Origin of the sequence: Devosia epidermidihirudinis, assembly GCF_000971295.1 — a bacterium.
In the GTDB taxonomy this organism is placed as follows: Bacteria; Pseudomonadota; Alphaproteobacteria; order Rhizobiales; family Devosiaceae; genus Devosia; species Devosia epidermidihirudinis.
In genome coordinates this window covers 121,845-140,142 of sequence record NZ_LANJ01000046.1, presented here as the reverse complement: position 1 = coordinate 140,142, position 18,298 = coordinate 121,845, and the positions used below count along the sequence as shown (strand labels likewise).

At 62.4% G+C, this 18,298-nt stretch carries 18 protein-coding genes; 10 read left to right on the top strand and 8 right to left on the bottom strand.

The window, feature by feature from the left end:
* Positions 1-77: 77 nt before the first annotated feature.
* The 4 genes from WH87_RS17320 (at position 78) to WH87_RS17305 (ending at position 3,165) form a co-directional block, all read left to right on the top strand.
* Entirely contained in the window at positions 78-1,247 is a 1,170-nt protein-coding gene (locus tag WH87_RS17320) for a M20 aminoacylase family protein (protein ID WP_046138909.1), read from the top strand.
* Between the two features lie 114 nt (positions 1,248-1,361).
* Positions 1,362-2,423, top strand: a complete 1,062-nt coding sequence (locus tag WH87_RS17315) for an AbrB family transcriptional regulator (RefSeq protein WP_046138910.1) — start codon at positions 1,362-1,364, stop codon at positions 2,421-2,423.
* 16 nt (positions 2,424-2,439) lie between these two features.
* On the top strand, positions 2,440-2,745 hold the full coding sequence (locus WH87_RS17310) for a hypothetical protein (RefSeq protein ID WP_046138911.1): 306 nt from the start codon (positions 2,440-2,442) through the stop codon (positions 2,743-2,745).
* A gap of 138 nt (positions 2,746-2,883) precedes the next feature.
* Positions 2,884-3,165, top strand: coding sequence for a hypothetical protein (locus WH87_RS17305; protein WP_046138912.1), 282 nt, complete (start codon positions 2,884-2,886; stop codon positions 3,163-3,165).
* 63 nt (positions 3,166-3,228) lie between these two features.
* Here WH87_RS17305 and WH87_RS17300 read toward each other — a convergent pair whose 3' ends face one another.
* The gene (locus tag WH87_RS17300; RefSeq protein WP_046139693.1) at positions 3,229-4,860 is read right to left on the bottom strand and encodes an alpha-glucosidase family protein; all 1,632 of its coding nucleotides are present in this window, start codon (positions 4,858-4,860) and stop codon (positions 3,229-3,231) included.
* 106 nt (positions 4,861-4,966) lie between these two features.
* Here WH87_RS17300 and WH87_RS19175 point away from each other — a divergent pair, with 106 nt between their 5' ends.
* Together WH87_RS19175 and WH87_RS17290 are read left to right on the top strand one after the other, a co-directional pair.
* Entirely contained in the window at positions 4,967-5,431 is a 465-nt protein-coding gene (locus tag WH87_RS19175) for a GNAT family N-acetyltransferase (protein WP_052726381.1), read from the top strand.
* A 177-nt stretch (positions 5,432-5,608) separates the two neighbouring features.
* On the top strand, positions 5,609-5,998 hold the full coding sequence (locus WH87_RS17290) for an endonuclease domain-containing protein (RefSeq protein WP_046138913.1): 390 nt from the start codon (positions 5,609-5,611) through the stop codon (positions 5,996-5,998).
* 12 nt (positions 5,999-6,010) lie between these two features.
* On the opposite strand, the gene WH87_RS17285 is transcribed toward WH87_RS17290, so the two are convergent.
* The 3 genes from WH87_RS17285 to WH87_RS17275 form a co-directional block, all read right to left on the bottom strand.
* Positions 6,011-6,331, bottom strand: coding sequence for a putative quinol monooxygenase (locus WH87_RS17285; RefSeq protein WP_052726382.1), 321 nt, complete (start codon positions 6,329-6,331; stop codon positions 6,011-6,013).
* 4 nt (positions 6,332-6,335) lie between these two features.
* On the bottom strand, positions 6,336-7,268 hold the full coding sequence (locus WH87_RS17280) for a 2-hydroxyacid dehydrogenase (RefSeq protein WP_046138915.1): 933 nt from the start codon (positions 7,266-7,268) through the stop codon (positions 6,336-6,338).
* 104 nt (positions 7,269-7,372) lie between these two features.
* Entirely contained in the window at positions 7,373-8,308 is a 936-nt protein-coding gene (locus tag WH87_RS17275) for an AEC family transporter (protein WP_046138916.1), read from the bottom strand.
* A gap of 161 nt (positions 8,309-8,469) precedes the next feature.
* Here WH87_RS17275 and glpD point away from each other — a divergent pair, with 161 nt between their 5' ends.
* Complete coding sequence (glpD, locus tag WH87_RS17270; protein ID WP_046138917.1) at positions 8,470-9,969, top strand: glycerol-3-phosphate dehydrogenase; 1,500 nt, start codon at positions 8,470-8,472, stop codon at positions 9,967-9,969.
* Between the two features lie 157 nt (positions 9,970-10,126).
* A complete protein-coding gene (glpK, locus tag WH87_RS17265) occupies positions 10,127-11,614 on the top strand; it encodes a glycerol kinase GlpK (RefSeq protein ID WP_046139695.1) in 1,488 nt (495 codons plus the stop codon).
* On the opposite strand, the gene WH87_RS17260 is transcribed toward glpK, so the two are convergent.
* The 3 genes from WH87_RS17260 to WH87_RS19700 form a co-directional block, all read right to left on the bottom strand.
* Positions 11,611-14,070, bottom strand: a complete 2,460-nt coding sequence (locus WH87_RS17260; RefSeq protein WP_046138918.1) for a sensor histidine kinase — start codon at positions 14,068-14,070, stop codon at positions 11,611-11,613. The genes glpK and WH87_RS17260 overlap by 4 nt on opposite strands.
* 216 nt (positions 14,071-14,286) lie before the next feature.
* Positions 14,287-14,958, bottom strand: coding sequence for a response regulator transcription factor (locus WH87_RS17255; RefSeq protein ID WP_046138919.1), 672 nt, complete (start codon positions 14,956-14,958; stop codon positions 14,287-14,289).
* 47 nt (positions 14,959-15,005) lie between these two features.
* The gene (locus WH87_RS19700; protein ID WP_156458276.1) at positions 15,006-15,173 is read right to left on the bottom strand and encodes a hypothetical protein; all 168 of its coding nucleotides are present in this window, start codon (positions 15,171-15,173) and stop codon (positions 15,006-15,008) included.
* A gap of 214 nt (positions 15,174-15,387) precedes the next feature.
* On the opposite strand from WH87_RS19700, the gene uxaC reads away from it, so the two are divergent.
* A complete protein-coding gene (gene uxaC, locus WH87_RS17250) occupies positions 15,388-16,803 on the top strand; it encodes a glucuronate isomerase (RefSeq protein ID WP_046138920.1) in 1,416 nt (471 codons plus the stop codon).
* 168 nt (positions 16,804-16,971) lie between these two features.
* On the opposite strand, the gene WH87_RS19695 is transcribed toward uxaC, so the two are convergent.
* On the bottom strand, positions 16,972-17,148 hold the full coding sequence (locus WH87_RS19695; protein ID WP_156458275.1) for a hypothetical protein: 177 nt from the start codon (positions 17,146-17,148) through the stop codon (positions 16,972-16,974).
* A gap of 220 nt (positions 17,149-17,368) precedes the next feature.
* Between WH87_RS19695 and WH87_RS17245 the strand changes: the two genes are divergently transcribed.
* A complete protein-coding gene (locus WH87_RS17245; protein WP_197410844.1) occupies positions 17,369-18,220 on the top strand; it encodes an aminoglycoside phosphotransferase family protein in 852 nt (283 codons plus the stop codon).
* Positions 18,221-18,298 lie beyond the last annotated feature (78 nt).

The following is an 18,298-nucleotide window of genomic DNA, read 5'->3' as shown; positions in this document are numbered from 1 at the left end:
AACCTTGATCGCACTAGTGTTGACGGCATGGATTGGGGCAGCGACACTGTCCCAGAGTAGACTGTTTCGGACCTTTCATGCCCATTCTCAACCGCATCGCCGAGTTCCACGACGAAATCGCCCAGTGGCGCCAGGACTTTCACGCGCATCCGGAAATCCTGTTCGATGTGCATCGGACGGCTGGACTGGTGACGGAAAAGCTCAAAGCGTTTGGCTGCGATGAGGTGGTGACCGGCTTGGGCCAAACTGGCGTGGTCGGGATTATCAATGGCCGAGCCAATACCAGTGGCCGCACCATCGGGCTGCGCGCCGACATGGATGCGCTGCCTGTGACCGAACGGACCGGCAAGGCCTATGCCAGCACCGAAGCGGGCAAGATGCATGCCTGCGGTCATGACGGACACACCGCCATGCTGCTGGGCGCTGCGAAGTATCTGGCCGAGACGCGCAATTTCGATGGCCGTATTGCGGTGATCTTCCAGCCCGCGGAAGAAGGCGGCGGCGGTGGCAAGGAAATGCTCAAGGACGGGCTGGCCGAGCGGTTTGCCATTAACGAATTTTATGGCCTGCACAATTGGCCGGGCATGCCAGCGGGACAGTTTGGCATTCGCGTCGGCGGCATCATGGCCGCGACCGACCGCTTCTATATCGACATCAATGGCGTTGGTGGCCATGCCGCACGGCCGCAGACCACGATCGATCCGATCATCGTGGCGGCCAATATGATCGTGGCCATGCAGTCCATCGTGTCGCGCAATGTCGACCCACTGCAAAGCGCTGTGCTGTCGGTGACCATGGTCGAGGCCGGCGAGGCGGACAATGTGATTTCCAAATCGGCCAAGATCACCGGGACGGTGCGCACGCTGGATGGCGGGGTGCAGGATCTGATCGAGGCGCGGCTCAATGACTTCGTGCCCCAGATTGCCCGCAGCTTTGGCGCCGAAGCCACCATTCGCTATGCGCGCGGTTATCCGGTGACGGTCAATACGCAGGCGCAGACGGACTTTGCCGCGGAAGTGGCCAAGGAAGTGGTCGGCGAGGACCGCGTCGACACCAATGCGCCGCCATCGATGGGTGGCGAGGACTTCTCGTTCATGCTGGAAGCCCGGCCGGGCGCCTATATCTTCCTCGGCAATGGCGACAGTTCCGAGCTGCACACCGACACCTATGATTTCAACGACGAGATCATTCCCGTTGGTGCAAGCTATTGGGCAAAGCTGGCAGAGCGCGCCTTGCCGATTGGCTAGCGCCAAGCCCGACCTCGTGGTTCGACAGGCTCACCATGAGGTCTGCGGATAGACCTCTACACCAGAGTAGACCTCATCCTGAGCCTGTCGAAGGACGAGGTCGTGGCAAGATTTATGACCGTCCCTTCGTCTCTGCTCCCCACCCTGCTCACCCTTGTCATTGCCGCTGCCGGGGGCGCGTTGGCGACCCTGGTGGGCTTGCCTGCCGGATGGCTGATGGGCGGGGCCATGGCGGTGACGGCGGCAGCGATGGCGGGGGTGAAGGTGGCTATGCCCGACCGGCTGCGCGATGTGGCGTTTCTGCTGGTCGGCATGTCGATGGGCGCAAGCGTGGCACCGGACAGCCTCAGCCTGATCACCCGCTGGCCGGTGAGCATTGCCGCGCTGGCGATCGAGCTGGTGCTGATTATTGCCGCGACGGGGTGGATGCTGACGAAGCTGTTCAAGCTGGATGCGGGCACGGCCTATCTCAGCTCGTTTCCCGGACACCTATCCTTCGTCATGGGCATTGCCGCCTCGGGTGTAGGCGACGCCAGACAGATCGTGATCATCCAGGTCATCCGCATCATGATGCTGACCATCTGCGTGCCGATCGGCGCGATGATCCTGCCCATCGAGCATTTCGACGTCAGCGTGGTGACGACGACGCTGCAATGGTGGGAACTGCTGGCGCTGGCGGCGGCCTGCATTGTTGGCGGGCAGATCTTTGTGTGGCTCAAGGTGCCGGCAGGGTTTGTGCTGGGGGCAATGGCCGTGGCGACAGTGGCAAAGCTGGGCGGGCTCTATACCGCAGCCCTGCCCGGCCCGCTGGTGCTGATCACCTTCATTATGACCGGCGCGCTGATCGGGTCGCGCTTTTCCGGGATTTCGCGCCGGGAATTCCTGCAGGCTGCTTGGGGCGGGCTGATTGCCACCTCGATGACGGTGGCCATTGTGACGGTGATGGCCTGGATCGTGGCCAGCATCGTGCAAATGCCGTTTGGCCAGGTGTGGCTGGGGCTATCGCCGGGAGCGCTGGAAGGCATGGGCGCGCTCGGCATCGCGCTGGGCTATGATACGGCGTTTATCGCCGCGCACCATGTAATCCGCCTGTTGATGCTGAGCTTTGCCATCCCAGCGGTTGTGGTGGTGATCCGCCGCCGCGAGGCCGCCACAATGGAAGGGCAGAGGCAGTAGGAAACGGAGACTCGCGATGTCCAAACGCATCACCCTGAGCCTGACTGCCCTTGCCTTCGCCCTCGCCGCTGGTCCCGCCCTTGCCGGCCCCATGTGCAATGACGCCACGCCCGGCATTCAGCTGTCATTTGGGGTGTCAGTTGGCGAGAAGTTTTCCGAGAGCGACCGCAACGAATTCGATCTGCAGCGCCTGCGCGCCAAGGGCGTGGATGCCACCAGCGTCGAGCGTTGGGGCAGCTGCATTCGCGCCTATGTGCGCAAGCCTGAAGGCGGCATCGAAATGCAGTTTTTTGACCCCAACAGCTATCGTCGGGTCGAGTAGCCGCTGGCGAACCTTGCCGTCACATTACCGTCAATTTCCAAAATTTCATAAACATAACAGGGCTTTAATTGGCACTGCCGGGCCATTGACGGCATGATCAGAGCGTTCTCCCGAACATATTTTCAAGGACGTTTTGTTATGATCAAATTTGCTGCTGCCGCCGCTTTTGCCGGACTGAGCCTTGCCGCCGTCGCCATGCCAGCCCAGGCTGCATCGAGCGTAGGGACCATGGTGGCCTGTGACTCGACCACATCCATTTCTGACAATGATACAGCGATTATTAATGCGCTGGCCAACCGGGGCGTCAACGTCTCGAGCGTTGAAGACTGGAACGGCTGCATCCGCGCCTATGTGACCAAACCAGACGGCACGGTCGGCATGCAGTTCTTTGACCCCTCAACTCTGCAGCAGGTTGGCTGATCCCTGGCCATAAGCCTGCCAAGAGTGACCCCCGTGCCTGGCGCGGGGGTCTCTTTTTGTGGGTCAAGCCTTTGTGGTCACCGTCGTGGCGCTGCCAGAGACCGCAATGAAGGCATAGCCATTAGCGCCAAGGGCCAGCTGTTCGCCATCCAGAACGGCATTTTGCGAGACCGCTTCCAGTGAACCACCGCCCGAGACGGTCACGGCGCTCGCGACCGGCGACAAATTGAACACGCAGACCAGCGTGTCATTGCCATGGCTGCGACGGAAGGCGAGGACCGGCTCGGCGGTGTCGTAGAACGCGATATCGCCGTCAAACAAGGCCGGGTGATTTTTTCGCCAGGCCAGGATGGTGCGGTAGAACGCCAGGCTCGAATGGCTGTCCGCATTCTGCTGGGCCACGTTGAGCGCAGACTGGGCGGGCTTGACCGGCAGCCAGGGCGTGCCGGTGGTGAAGCCGTTGGGGGCATTGCCCTCGTCCCACGGGATCGGCGTGCGGCAGCCATCGCGGCCCTTGTCTTCGGGCCAGAAGCGAATGCCGCGCGGGTCGGTGAGCTCTTCAAACAGCAGATCGGTTTCGGGCAGGCCCAGTTCCTCGCCCTGATAGAGGCAGACCGAGCCTTTGAGGCTCAGCACGAGGGCTGCCGACTGACGGACGAGTTCTGGCGCTGTGGCACCATGTTCGGCCCAGCGGGTGATATGGCGGGGCACGTCGTGGTTGGAAAAGCTCCAGCACGGCCAGCCATCGGGACCGGTGGTGAAAAACTTCTCGATGCGGCTGCGGAAATGTCTGGCGGTGAACTGGGGGCCGAGGAAATCAAAGCCGTAGCACATGTGCAGCGTGTCGCCGCCCGAGGTGTACTCCGCCATCAGCTCCACCGACTTGTGGCTGTCGCCGACTTCGCCAACTGAGGTCGCGCCGGGGAACTCGTTGAGCAGGCTACGGACCCGGCGCAGGAAATCGACGTTTTCCGGCTGGCTCTTGGAGTATTTGTGTTCCTGCATGTCATAGGGATTGACCGCATAGGGCAGATGCTCGTCGCGCTTGTTGGGCGGATTGGAGCGCAGCTTCTTGTCGTGGAAATAGTAGTTCACCGTATCGAGGCGGAAGCCATCAATGCCGCGTTCAAGCCAGAAGCGCATGATGTCGAGCACGGCCTGCTGCACATCCGGATTGTGGAAGTTGAGGTCCGGCTGGCTGGCGAGGAAATTGTGCAGGTAATACTGCCCGCGCGTCGGGTTCCATTCCCAGGCGCGGCCACCGAACACCGCAGGCCAGTTATTGGGCGGGGAGCCATCGGGCAGCGGATCGGCCCAGACATACCAGTCGGCCTTGGCGTTGGTGCGGTTGAGGCGCGATTCCTGAAACCAGGGGTGCAGGTCCGAGGTGTGGCTGACCACCTGATCCATAATCACCTTGATGCCACGCGCATGGGCCTGCGCGACGAGGCTATCGAAATCATGCAACGAGCCAAACAGCGGATCGACATCGCGATAATCAGAGACGTCATAGCCCATATCGGCCTGCGGCGACCGGGTGATCGGCGACAGCCAGATGCAATCGACGCCAAGGCTGGCGATGTGATCGAGCCGGGCGATAATGCCGGGCAGATCACCGATGCCGTCGCCATTGCTGTCCTGAAATGAGCGCGGATAGACCTGATAGATCACCCCGCCACGCCACCACTCGCCCATGCCTTGCTCCTGCTTTGCCTGGCTGTTCAACGACGGAGAGGCTAACCGGTTGCGAGGCCGGATGGAATCGCCGTGTGAAGCAGGTAAGCTGTGCGAGAAAGGCAGGATGATGACGATTACCACTGCATTGCTGATCGACCACCCCGACGCCATTGAGGGCCTGACCGCGCTGCTCGATGCCACCTGGCCCGATTGGTACAATCCACGCGGCGCTTCTGCGCGCACCGATCTCAGCGAACGGATGCGGCGCGATGGCCTGCCGCTGGGCATTGTGGCGCTGGGTGACGGCAATATTGTCGGCACCTGCGCGCTGACGGCAACCTCGGGCGGCATGGTGACCGAGCGCTCCCCATGGTTGAGCGGACTTGTGGTGGCGCCAAAATGGCGGCGGCACGGGGTCGCAACAGCGCTGCTGGGCCGAGCCCGCACAGAGGCGCGGCGGCTGGGGCAGAAGCGGGTTTATGCGCTGACGGCGTCGGCCGATCCGCTCCTTGCACGCGAAGGCTGGGCCGTGTCGGATGTGCTGCTCATGAGTGGGGAACCGCACCGGATTTTTATGGCAGTGGCCTGAGGGGCTGTGCAGGGCTCAGGTGTGGGCTGAGGGACCACCCCCACCCTTGATCCCTCCCCGCAAGGGGGAGGGTGTTGACTGAGGGGGGCGGAGTGTCAGTCAATGTTGTGACGGCTGGGGGGCCAGTCGTCTCCCTCCCCCTTGCGGGGAGGGATCAAGGGTGGGGGTCACAGAGCTATGAGTCTGACACGGGCCCGTCAGCTGCGCGCGGCGCAAACACCAGCTGAACGCCGGTTCTGGCAGATCATCTACACACTTCGCAAATCCGGATTTCATTTTCGGCGACAGGCTCAAATCGGGCCGTATTATGCGGATTTTGTGTGCCATCACGCGGCATTAATCGTGGAGATTGACGGCGACACGCACGGGACCATCGCGGCTGCCAGACATGATACGCGGCGGACGTACTATCTCAAATCAAGGGGCTATGAGGTTGTGCGATTCACCAATAGCGATGTTCTTGGCAATCCGGATGGAGTGTTCACGACGCTCAGTGACGTGTTGAAGCATCGCACCCCCGCTACTCCCCGCAAGGGGGAGCGGATTGACTGGAAATCCCCGGCTTGAGGTCGACGCCCCCTATTTCGCCGCCAGAATGATCGGATCGACGTCGACCAGGCGCAGGGATTTGACCATGTCGGCGGTGCCGAGTTTGTATTTGAGGAAATGCGGCGTGGTGATGTGGGTCTCGTAGGCCTCGCGGTTGGCGTAGACTTCGAGGATGCGGATTTTGGTGGGGTCGGCGCGGTCTGCCACGGCGTGCAACATCAGCACGCCGGGCTCGCGTTCAACCGAGGCCGCAATCTCCTCTTCGAGATAGGCCCGATAGTGGTCGAGGTCCGCGCTGTGAATTTCCAGCTCGGCAATGCGAACCATTCGCTCATCTGGCGCGGAACTCATGATCTTACACCACCGCTGAAATGAGCGGTTCGCCGGCGAAATGGGCATCGAGATTGGCGACCAGAAGCGCGCCCATGGCGTCGCGGGTCTGGGTGGTGGCGCTGCCCTGATGGGGCGAGAGGACGACGTTGTCGAGCGCGAAAAAGGCTTCGGGTACCGAGGGCTCTTTTTCGAAAACGTCGAGCGCCGCGCCGCCAAGGCCACCGTTCTGCAGAAGTTCGAGCATGGCAGGTTCGTCGATCAGCGTGCCGCGCGAGACATTGACCAGCATGCCCTTGGGGCCGAGGGCTTCGAGCACTTCGCGCGAGACGATGCGGTCCGTTCCTTTGCCGCCGGGAGCGATGATGACGAGCCAGTCGCTGTCGCGGGCCATGGCGGTGAGATCGCTGTAATAGACATGCGGCTCAGCGGGCTGGCGCTTGCGACCGCTATAGATGACCCGCATCTTCATGGCCTGGGCGCGATTGGCGATTTCCTTGCCGATGCGGCCAAGGCCCAGAATGCCCACGGTCTTGCCGGTGAGTTCGCTGAACAGGGGCATGTTGCCCAAGGTGGGCCACTTGCCCTGGCGCACATATTGGTCCGCCTGGGGAATACGACGGGCCAGCCCGATCATCAGGCCAATGGTCAGCTCGGCCACGGCATCGTTGAGCACGTTGGGCGTGTTGGTGACGCGGATATTGCGGGCCTTGGCCTCTTTGACGTCGATGCTGTCATAGCCGACGCCAAAGCTGGAAATGATTTCGAGATTGGGCAGAGCGTCCATCAGGTCGGCCTGCACATTGGCGCCAGCATGGGCGCGGATGCGCGCACCATTGGCAGCCAGCCAGGCCTTGGGGTCGGCCTGCTCGTGCAGCTTGTGCACGGTGAAACGCTCGGACAGCGCCTGTTCGCAACTGGCAAGCAACTTGCCGGTCTGCAGAATCTCGATGGTCATGGGGTGCTCCTCTTGCGTACCGTAGATTACGGTCTTGATCGGGGGAGACAACCCCTTCTTGCGTTTAATGCTTGATCGGCTTCATCAAAATTGCCCAGCCACCCTCACAGGCTGAGCAGATAGAGCCAGCCCGAAATGGTCAGGGCCGACATGACCGTGGCGATGAGAATCGTATTGGCGGCAACGCTGGTGGCGCGGTTGTAGTAGGTGGCAAAAACATAGACGTTGACGCCTGCTGGCATGGCGGCGAGCAGAATGCCGTAGCGGGCAATGTCCATGGGCACACGTAGCACCCAGATCATCAGCACATAGGCGATGGCGGGGTGAACGATGAGCTTGATTAGCGACGCCTGAAGCGCAGGCTTCCAGCTTTCCGACAGCTTGAACTCATAGAGCGCGCCCCCAATGCCGAACAGGGCGGCGGGGACCACAGCCTGGCTCATCATGACGAAAAAAGCTTCGGCTGGCTCGATCAGCTGCAGGCCGGAGAAGTAGCCGATCATGCCCGCGACAATGCCCCAGATCAGCGGATTGGATACGACGCGGCGCACGGCGACGATCAGCGTCTTGCCGAGGGACTGACCATCGCGGCGCATCAACTCCATGGTGATCATGCCGACCGAGAGCAGGATGGCGCCATGCAGCCCGATGATCGACAGGGTGACCGGCATCGCTTCGAGCCCGTAGGCGCGCTGGATGATCGGCAGGCCGACCAGAACCGTATTGGTGAAGGTGCCGGAAAAGCCGATGGACACAGCCTCGCCGGGACTGGATTTGAACAGCTTGAGCGCCAGCACAATGCCGAGCACGAAGCAGATCAGCGCGCCAATGTAGAAGCCGCCAATGATGGATGGATTGAAGGCCGAGGCGAAATCGCTGGTGAGCAGCGAATAAAACAGCAGACACGGCGTCGCGAAATTATTGACGAAAGCGATGAGGCTCTTGATGCCTTCGGCAGGAAAAAGGCGAAACCGCACCGCGCCATAGCCAAACGCCATCAGCGCGAAGATGGGCGCGATCACATTGAGAATGGCAAGCATGGCCCGAACTTCCTGTGGCCGAAAGACATCTTGGCCTAGTCTGCTGTCGTCATGCGGTCAACCGCGCCCTGTATGGCAGGGGCTTGAGCGCAAAACCGAAACTTGTTGCTTCTCAAACGAAAATGAAACGCGTATAAACGAAAGCAAATGGAGAGCGCGTCATGAGCCTGGATCACAGCGTCGACATCTTTGTCATCGGGGGCGGAATCAATGGCGCAAGCGTGGCGCGCGACGCCGTAGGACGCGGCTATACGGTTGCCCTGGCCGAGATGAACGACCTGGCGTCGGGCACTTCTTCAGCCGCCACCAAGCTGGTGCATGGCGGGTTGCGTTACCTCGAACATTACGAGTTCCGACTGGTGCATGAAGCGCTGGCGGAACGCGAAGTGCTGTGGGCAGCCGCGCCCCACATCATCAAGCCGCTGCGCTTTGTGCTGCCGCATCACAAGGGCCTGCGCCCCGCCATCGTGCTGCGCGCCGGCCTGGCCATGTATGACTATATGGGTGGGCGCCGCCTGCTGCCGCCGACCAAGACGCTGGACCTGACCAAGGACGTGACCGGCAAGCCGCTGAAACCCGGCTATCGGCTGGGCTTTGAGTATTCGGACTGCTGGGTGGACGACGCGCGCTTTGTGGTGCTGAACGCCCGCGATGCGGCAGACAAGGGCGCGACGGTTTATGTGCGCACCAAGGTGACAAGCGCGCGCCGCGAAAATGGTGGCTGGCGCATTGACCTTGATGGCGAAGGTGGCTGCCAGACCGTCCATGCCAAGCTGGTGGTGAATGCTGCCGGGCCATGGGTCGACAGCGTCATCAACGGCACGATGGGCAAGAACGGCGCGCATAATGTGCGGCTGGTTCAGGGCAGCCATATCGTGGTGCGCAAGCTGTATGACCACGATCGCTGCTACATCTTCCAGAACGGCGACGGTCGCGTCATTTTCGCCATTCCCTATGAGGATGATTTCACCCTGATCGGCACCACGGATCTCGACTATAAGGGCGACCCCAAGGACGTGAAAATCTCGGACGCCGAGACGGACTACCTGCTGTCTGCAGCGAGCGAATATTTTGCCAAGCCAGTGACGCGCGACCAGATGCACTGGGCCTATTCGGGTGTGCGGCCGCTGTTTGACGATGGCGCCAGCGCAGCGCAGGAAGCCACACGCGACTATGTGCTGAAGGTTGATGGCGATGCAGCAACCGGCGCGGCGATCAACGTGTTTGGCGGCAAGCTGACCACGTCGCGGCGACTGGCCGAGTCCGTGCTGGAAAAGATCGAGCATGTGCTGGGCAAGAAGGGTCCGGCCTGGACCAAGAAGAGCACCCTGCCCGGCGGTGATTTTGAGCCCCTCGCCTTCGACGCCGAGGTGCGCCGCCTGCACAAGGACTATCCGGGGCTGCCCGCGAACCTGGCACGTCGATTGACCCGGCTTTACGGCACCAAGGCACGGATCCTGCTCGGCGACGCCAAGGATGTGTCGGCGCTGGGCCAGCATTTTGGCTGGGACCTTTATGCCGCCGAAGTGGACTATCTGATTGCCAATGAATGGGCACGGACGGCACAAGACGTGTTGTGGCGCCGCACCAAGGTTGGCTTGCGCGTCGGCCCGGAAGAGGTTGCTGCGCTGGAAGCGTATCTGGCCGCGAAGGGACACTAGGGTGTCAGTCGACCCCTCCCCCTTGCGGGGAGGGATCAAGGGTGGGGGAGGATTGGCCGCGATATCGGGGCTCTCACACCCCATCCCAACCTCCCCCGTCAAAGGGGAGGTGCAGTCTGGTGGACTTGGCAGCATGCTGCCTGAGGAGGAGAATCGCATGAGCGACTACATTCTGGCGATCGATCAGGGCACGACGTCGAGCCGGGCCATTGTGTTCAACAAGGATCGGGCGATTGCCGGGGTGGGGCAGAAGGAATTTACCCAGCACTTTCCACGGGATGGCTGGGTGGAGCATGACCCGGAGGAAATCTGGAAGAGTGTTGTCTGGGCCGTGCAGAAGGCGCTGAAAGAGGCTGAAGTCGAGGCCAGCGATATCGCCGCCATCGGCATTACCAACCAGCGCGAAACCACGCTGATCTGGGACCGCGCTACCGGCAAACCCATCCACAATGCCATTGTGTGGCAGGACCGGCGGACCGCCGCCTATTGCGCCAAGCTGAAAAAGGCCGGGCATGAGGCCGTGGTCACCAAAAAGACCGGGCTGCTGCTGGACCCCTACTTTTCCGGCACCAAGGTCAAGTGGCTGCTGGACAATGTAAAGGGCGCCCGCAAGCGCGCCGAAGCTGGCGAGCTGGCTTTTGGCACCGTGGACAGCTTCCTGATCTGGCGGCTCACCGGTGGGCAATCCCATGTCACGGACGCAACCAATGCGGGCCGCACGCTACTGTTCGATATCGCCAAGAACACTTGGGACAAGGGGCTGTTGGAGCTGTTTGACGTTCCAGCGGCGCTGCTGCCCGACGTGAAGGACTGCGCTGACGATTTCGGCGTGACTGACCCTGCGCTGTTTGGTGCGGCGATCCCAATTCTGGGGGTAGCGGGCGACCAACATGCGGCCACCATCGGGCAGGCCTGCTTTGAGCCGGGCATGTTGAAATCAACCTATGGCACGGGGTGCTTTGCGCTGCTCAATACCGGCACCGACATGGTGCGCAGCAAGAACCGGCTGCTGACCACCATTGCCTATCGGCTGGACGGCCAGACCAGCTATGCGCTGGAAGGCTCGATCTTTATCGCCGGGGCTGCGGTGCAGTGGATCCGCGACGGCCTGAAGCTGGTCAAGAACGCCAGCGAGACCGGGCCGCTGGCCGAGTCAGCCGACCCGAGCCAGAACGTCTACATGGTGCCCGCCTTTGTGGGGCTGGGCGCGCCATGGTGGGACGCCGAGGCGCGCGGCGCGATCTATGGGCTGACGCGCAATTCGGGGCCTGCAGAGATCGCCAAGGCGGCACTGGAAGCGGTTTGCTACCAAACCCGCGACCTGCTGGAAGCCATGCGCAAGGACTGGAAGGGCGGCGGCGACACCGTGCTGCGCGTCGATGGCGGCATGGTCGCGTCCGACTGGACCATGCAGTTTCTGGCCGACATTCTGGACGCGCCGGTGGATCGTCCGGTGATTTTGGAGACCACGGCGCTGGGTGCGGCGTGGCTGGCCGGATCGCGCGCAGGCGTGTGGCCGGACATGAAGAAGTTCGCCGCCAGCTGGGCGCTTGATGCTGAATTCAAGCCAAAAATGGACAGCGCTGAGCGCAAGCGCAAGATCAAGGGTTGGGACGTGGCCGTGCGGCGGACGCTGACCGTCTAGGGCTTGGGCGAAACGATTTCGCCCCAGCTTTCCAGAAAGCGGGACCGCCGCTGCTGATCGAGCGAGACCAGCAAGGCGGGGCCCAGCCCGATCGGCTGAATGACACCACGTCCGCGCGCGGAGATGGCTTCGCTGCTCCACTCGCCTTCGCCGCCCGGTACCACCGAGCCCAAAGCCGTCTGCCCTGCCGCGATCTGCTGGCCGACCGGGGAGAGGGCAAAATCGACAAAGGCCCGACCAAGCTCGGGTGTGGGAGCATCGCGCGGGATCAGCATGGCGCGGGTCAGCACCAGCACGTAATCGTCGGGCACAATGATCTCGATATTGGCGCCGGCGGCCTTGCGGGCGAAGGCGTATGAGCCCAGCACGTTGTAGCCCAGCGCCAGCGTGCCATCGGCGACGCCATTGAGGATGGCAGGACTGGAGCCGGAGAACTGCGCATTGACCCGGCCAAAGGCCGCTGCCAGCCGCCAGAAGTTCGACGAAATTACCTGATCCTGCGACGCCAGCAGATAGCCCACCCCGCTCAGCGCAATGTCATAGGTCGCAATCGCACCGCGAAACCGCTCAGTCTGGTTTTCCAGCAGCTCGGCCAGCGTCAGATGGGTGCGCGGCACTTCGGCGGCGCTGATCCGGTCGGGATTGTAGATGATGACGGCGGGCTCGAAGGTGAAGCCAAACACCTCGTTGCGCCAATGGGCCCAATCGGGCAGATCGCCCAGATAGGGGCTGTCATAGGCCAGCGCGTAGCCATCGTTGGCCAGCTTGATCTGCAGGTCCGCCGCTGAGCTGATCACGAGGTCCGGCCGGGCCATCTCACCCGACAGAAACTGCTGATACATCGGCAGGGAGTCCTGCTCGTCATAGTCCACCGTCACATCGGGCCGGATCGCCTGAAACCCGGCGACGAAATCGGCGAACAGCGGGGTATCGGTGGTGCCTACAATTTTGAGCACGGTCTCGGTGCTGCCATCGGGCGCGGGATAGGTTGAGCTCGCCGCCTGTGCCCCACGCGGATCAGCCAGCAGCAGGCACAATACCAGCGCGGCAAGGCTGCCCAAGGCACGGCGCATCTGCTCGGCGCGGGCATTACGCCCAACCAGTGGCAAAGTGATATCGACGATCAACCCGCCACCTGTCCGATCCCGGAGCAGCAGCGCGCCGCGATGCGCCACCACCACGCGATTGACGATGGACAGGCCCAGGCCCGAGCCAACCTTGTTGCCACTGGCGCTGCCGCGCTTGAAGCGTTCCAGCACCAGCGGCTTTTCGGCGTCGGTAATGCCCGGTCCCACATCGCTCACCCGCATGTTCAAGACCCCGTCGCCGACACTGCCATCGATTTCGACCGCCCCCTCGGAATAGACCAGCGCATTGTCCACCACATTGCGCACCATCTCGCGCAGCGCCACCCGGTCGCCACGAATCTGCGCCGCCGCCACATCTTCAGGCACGTTCAGCACAAGTCGCTGCGCCAGATCGGGATCAAGCCTTTGCCGTACATCATCAATCACCGCTCCAAACGCCGTGGTGTCGGTTTCCTGATTTTCGAGGCGATGGGAAATCGTTGCGTCCATCAAGAGCTGGCTGACCAATTGGCTGGCCTGAATAGCCCCCTGATGAATGCGGCTGACCCGGCGTCGCAGCGCTTCAGGGTCCTGCTCATCCATCGCCACTTCCGCCTGCGCGCGCAGCGAAGCCAGCGGCGTGCGCACCTCATGGGCGGCTTCGGCCACCAAGCCCGTCACCCGCTCCATCGCGCTGCCCAGTCGGGCCATAAAGGCGTTGAGCCCGGACACAAGGTGGCTCACCTCCACCGGCACCGGCACCTCGATGGGGGACAGATCGTCTGGGGCGCGACCACGCAACTCCTGCTCCAGCTGATAGAGCGGGGCAAACATGCGGCCGATGCCAAACCATACCAGGGCGATAGCCAGCAGCGTCAGCGCCACAACCGGCACAATGGCATTACCGAGGATTTCGGCGGCCAATGCCTCACGCTCGGTTTGCGTTTCGGCAACGTGGATGGTCACCCAATCGGTGTCGCTGCCCGATGATGTCAATCGCCCGACGCTGACGACGCGCACCAGCTCGCCGCGATACATGGTGTCGACAAACACCGGTCCCGCCGACGACATTTCGGGGAGCGTGGCAGACAGGTCATCATAGCCCGTCACCGCACGGCCACTGGGGTCCTCGACAGCATAGAACACCCGGTCGCGCCCCGAAAACATGGCGAAGGAGGCAAAGGGCAGTTCGACGATCACCGTGTCATTTTCCACCTGCACGGCACCAGCAATGGTTAGCGCGGACGCGGCCAGGAGGCGATCGAAGGCGCGGTCGGACGCGCGCTCGGCATAGTCGCGAATGAACACGATGAGTACGACAGCGGCGGCAAGCAACAGCGCGAGGGCAAGCGCGAGAATGCGGCGGCGGATGGAGAAGGATTTGGTCAAAGCGCGGGGACTCCCCGAGCACCACACTGTTCCCTCCCCCTTGCGGGGAGGGCTAGGGTCGGGGTGCGATGCCTCAGTGATGCGCGAGCGCGGCGGGATCGCAGTCCCCCACCCCGGCCCTCCCCACAAGGGGGAGGGAGAAGAAGGAGTGGGCGTGCGTTCGCCTCTTTCTCACCTCTCCCTTCGGGGGAGGTGAGAAAGAGGCCGGTGTCACGGCTAGCCATTGGGCGTGCGCAGTACATAGCCGACCCCGCGCACGGTTCCGATTTCGATGCTCGCTGCTTCGAGCTTTTTGCGCAGCCGCGAGATGTGCAGTTCGAGCGCATTGACCGAAACCGCTTCATCGAAATTGAACAGCTGGTTCATCAGCCGCTCCTTGGGCACGACCTTGCCGGCGCTGGTAACGAGGATTTCGAGCAGGCGGAATTCGCGGCGGCCCAGTTCCAGGGATTTACCAGCGACCGCAGCGTTGAGCCCGGCCAGATCGAGTTCGAGATTGCCCACGCCCAAGGTGCTCGTGGTCTGGCCACCGGTGCGACGAATGAGGGCGCGGAGGCGCGCTTCGAGCTCGCGCAGGTCGAACGGTTTGACGAGATAATCGTCGGCCCCCAGATCGAGCAGGCTGACCTTGTCGTCGATCTCGGAGCGCGCGGTGATGACGAGGATGGGGGCATTAAACTTGCGGCGGCGCAGCTCGGCGATCAGCCCGATACCATCGCGATTGGGCAGCATCAGATCGAGCGCCACCGCATCGAAATTGTCGCCTTCAGCCGCCGAAACAACGTCGGCGCCGTCGCGCACCCATTCTACCGAGTGGCCAGCACTGCGCAGCCGCTTTTCGATGGCCTCGCCCAGGTCTTCATTGTCTTCGACAAGCAGGATGCGCATGGCGGGACACTAGGGTCTTTTCGCCATGCCGTCACTTGGGTTTACCGCTAAAACACCGCGACCAGCATGGCGCCTGCAACCGCCACTATGCCGAAGGCGGCAAGACCGGCTGCGACGAGCATGATCTGTGCATTTTGCACATGACCGGACCGACGCGCCTCGCGGCGCGCGGCAACCAGAATGTCCTGCGTGTCGTGTGTGTCCAGATGCGCCATAAACGTCCCCTCGCTGGCCCCAGCCAGATGATCGGTTTCAGTTTTGGGCGGCCGCTTTGCTCAGCCGTTTCTCACCCGCATCGAAAGGCTAACCTCCACGGGGAATGTCGCGAATTCGTTCCTGCTATCGCGGTTAATTTACATAAAATGCCACAATCTTCATCTTGTATGGCAGATCGTTGATCTGGCTTCTGCTTCGTGGCAAGTTCCGCGCATGACCCAGCCCGCTCATCTCCATCCCGATCGTTTGTTGCCCGCCGCCGAGCCCGCCCGCTCCATTGCGCGCGAGCTTTATCCGGAGGTGGCCGAGCTGCCGCTGATCTGCCCGCATGGGCATACCGATCCGGCCTGGTTCGCCAATAACGAGCGCTTCGCCAGCCCCACGGCGCTGTTCCTCACGCCCGACCACTATGTGCTGCGCATGCTGCGCAGCCGTGGCCTCAGCTATGACGATCTGGGCATTCCACGGAAGGACGGCAAACCCATTGCCGATGGCCGAGCGGCCTGGCGTCTGTTTGCCGCCAATTATCACCTCTTTGTCGGCACTCCGTCCAAGTCGTGGATCGACCATTCGCTGCATTGGGCGTTTGGCATCACCGACGAGCTGTCTTCCGACACCGCCGACGCCATTTACGACACGATCGATACCGCTTTGGCCACGCCTGACCTGCTGCCCCGCGCCCTGCTCGACCGGGCGCGCGTCGAGGTTATCGCCACCACCGAATATGCGCTCGACCCGCTCACCCATCACCACAAGATGGAAGCCGAGGGCCTTATTGGCCGCGTCCGCACCACCTATCGCCCCGATGATGTCACCAATCCCGAGCGCGCAGGCTTTCTCGACCGGTTGCATCAGTTTGGCGACCTGACCGGCGAGAACATCACGATCTGGTCGGGCCTGATCAATGCGCATCGCAACCGCCGCGAAGTCTTCCGCCGCTTTGGTGCCGTCGCTACCGATCACGGCTTGCCTACCGCCCTGACCGCCGACCTCGCGCCGCTCGAAAAGCAGGCTTTGCTGGAGCGCATTCTGACCGGGCAATACGACCCGGAGGATGCCGACCTGTTCCGAGCCCAGATGATGACCGAAATGGCGCTGCTGGCGGTTGAGGATGGCATGGTGATGCAGCTGCACGCGGGCGCACGTCGCAATACTGACGCGCACTTGCTGGAAGAGCGCGGGCCGGATCTGGGTGGGGATGTTCCGAGCCGGGTGAACTATGTCGATGGCCTGCAGCCCCTGCTCAACCGTTGCGGCAACGAGCCGAACCTGCGCCTCATCGCTTTCACGCTGGACGAGAGCAATTATGCTCGCGAGCTGGCGCCGATGGCGGGCTTCTGGCCCTCGCTGATGATCGGTCCGCCGTGGTGGTTCCACGATAGCCCGCAGGGCATTCGCCGCTATCTCGATCAGGTGGTGGAGTCAGCCGGGTTCTATAACCTTGCCGGGTTTAACGACGACACGCGCGCCCTGCTGTCCATTCCGGCGCGGCATGATGTGTGGCGGCGCGAAGTCTGCGGGTTCCTGGCGCAATGGGTGGCCGAGCATCGGCTGAGCAAGGCCAGCGCCCGCGATATTGCGCGCCACCTGAGCTACCAGGCGGCGAAGGACGCTTACAGGATCGCCTAGGGCGTGAAGCAGCGCGCCCGCCCACTTGGGTTTGCTACTGGCACCATCCCACCCACTGTCGCTTCCCTCGGACTTGATCCGAGGGTCACTACCCGCTGGTGCCGTGGGGGGAGTGGCCCTCGGATCAAGTCCGAGGGCAGCGCGGTGATAGTGGTGACTTTTATGGGGTTACGGCGACTTCCAGAGCACCAGCAGCACGATCACTATTCCGGTGATGAGCAGCACCAGCAATCCGCCAATGCCATTGAGCAATTGCTTGCCGATACCCGGCCGCGCCTCGTCGGCCGCAACGATGTCGGTGAACTCGTTGGCTTCGCGTCTGTCTTCATAGGGTAGATGTGTCATTGACTGTCCCCCCTTTGATGGACTGGTCTTTGCGTTTACCCATGCTGCGCCCGCAATCATAACGAACCCTTTCCGGGCCAATGTCCCGTCGATTAGGGTTGCTGTCTTGCCAAGCCACAAGGCTAACCAATTCTTGCCGCCGCCTGAATTCGATCACCTTTTGCGGCGAGGACGGGCTGGATAGTCGAAACTGGGGCCGCGTTCTGCTCTAATGACCGCCATGAATCAGTCTCCCGTCGAAACTGCACTCAACCGCGCCCTGATCCGCTGGTCGCTCACCAAATCCACGCCCGTGGCCGAAACAGCGACGAGCTGGATTTTCCGCGTCGAGCAGAACGGGCGCAATTTTGCTGCCCTCAAGATCCTCAAATCCGGCCCTGCTGCCGCCGAAGAGCGCCGTGGCGCGCAGTTGATGAACTGGTATGGCGGCGAGGGTGCCGCGACCGTTTTCGATATGCATGGCGACACCATCTTCATGGAATGGCTCGATGGCGGCACGCTGGGCGAACCGGTCCGCGCCGGGCACGACGATCAGGGTACCATCGCCGTCTGCACGGTTGTGGCGAGCCTGCACAAACCGCGCGGCGATATCCCCAATGGCCTGATGCCACTGCGCGAACGCTTCGATGCGCTGTTCGCCACCGATGTGCGCATGTGGCCGCACACCGCGCGCGATTTGTATGCCCGCTCCGCAGGCATTGCGCTCAAGCTGTTCGACAAGCCTGCGCCCACCATTCCCCTGCATGGCGATCTGCACCACGACAATATCCTGAGCTCGGATCGCGGCTGGCTGGCCATTGATCCAAAGGGGCTGCTTGGTGATCCAGCCTACGAAGTGGCCAATGTGTTCCGCAACCCGGTTGGCGCGACCAAGCTTGCCGCCGATCCGCGCCGCATTGCGGCGCTGGCCGATGCCTTCGCCAATCGCCTCGGGCTCAATCGCAAACGGGTCCTCGGTTACGCCGCCGCGCATTCCGCGCTCGCCGCCTGCTGGGAGCTGGCCGAAGGCACGCCGATCGCCACCGATCTGGCGGTGCTGCCGCATCTGCTCAGTGCTTACGATCAGGCCTAGCGCGCTAACCCTGCCAGGCCTCGACGCTTTGCCGGGGCGGCCAATTGCGCTACCACTTGTGCGTCTTCGGCTGCCCAC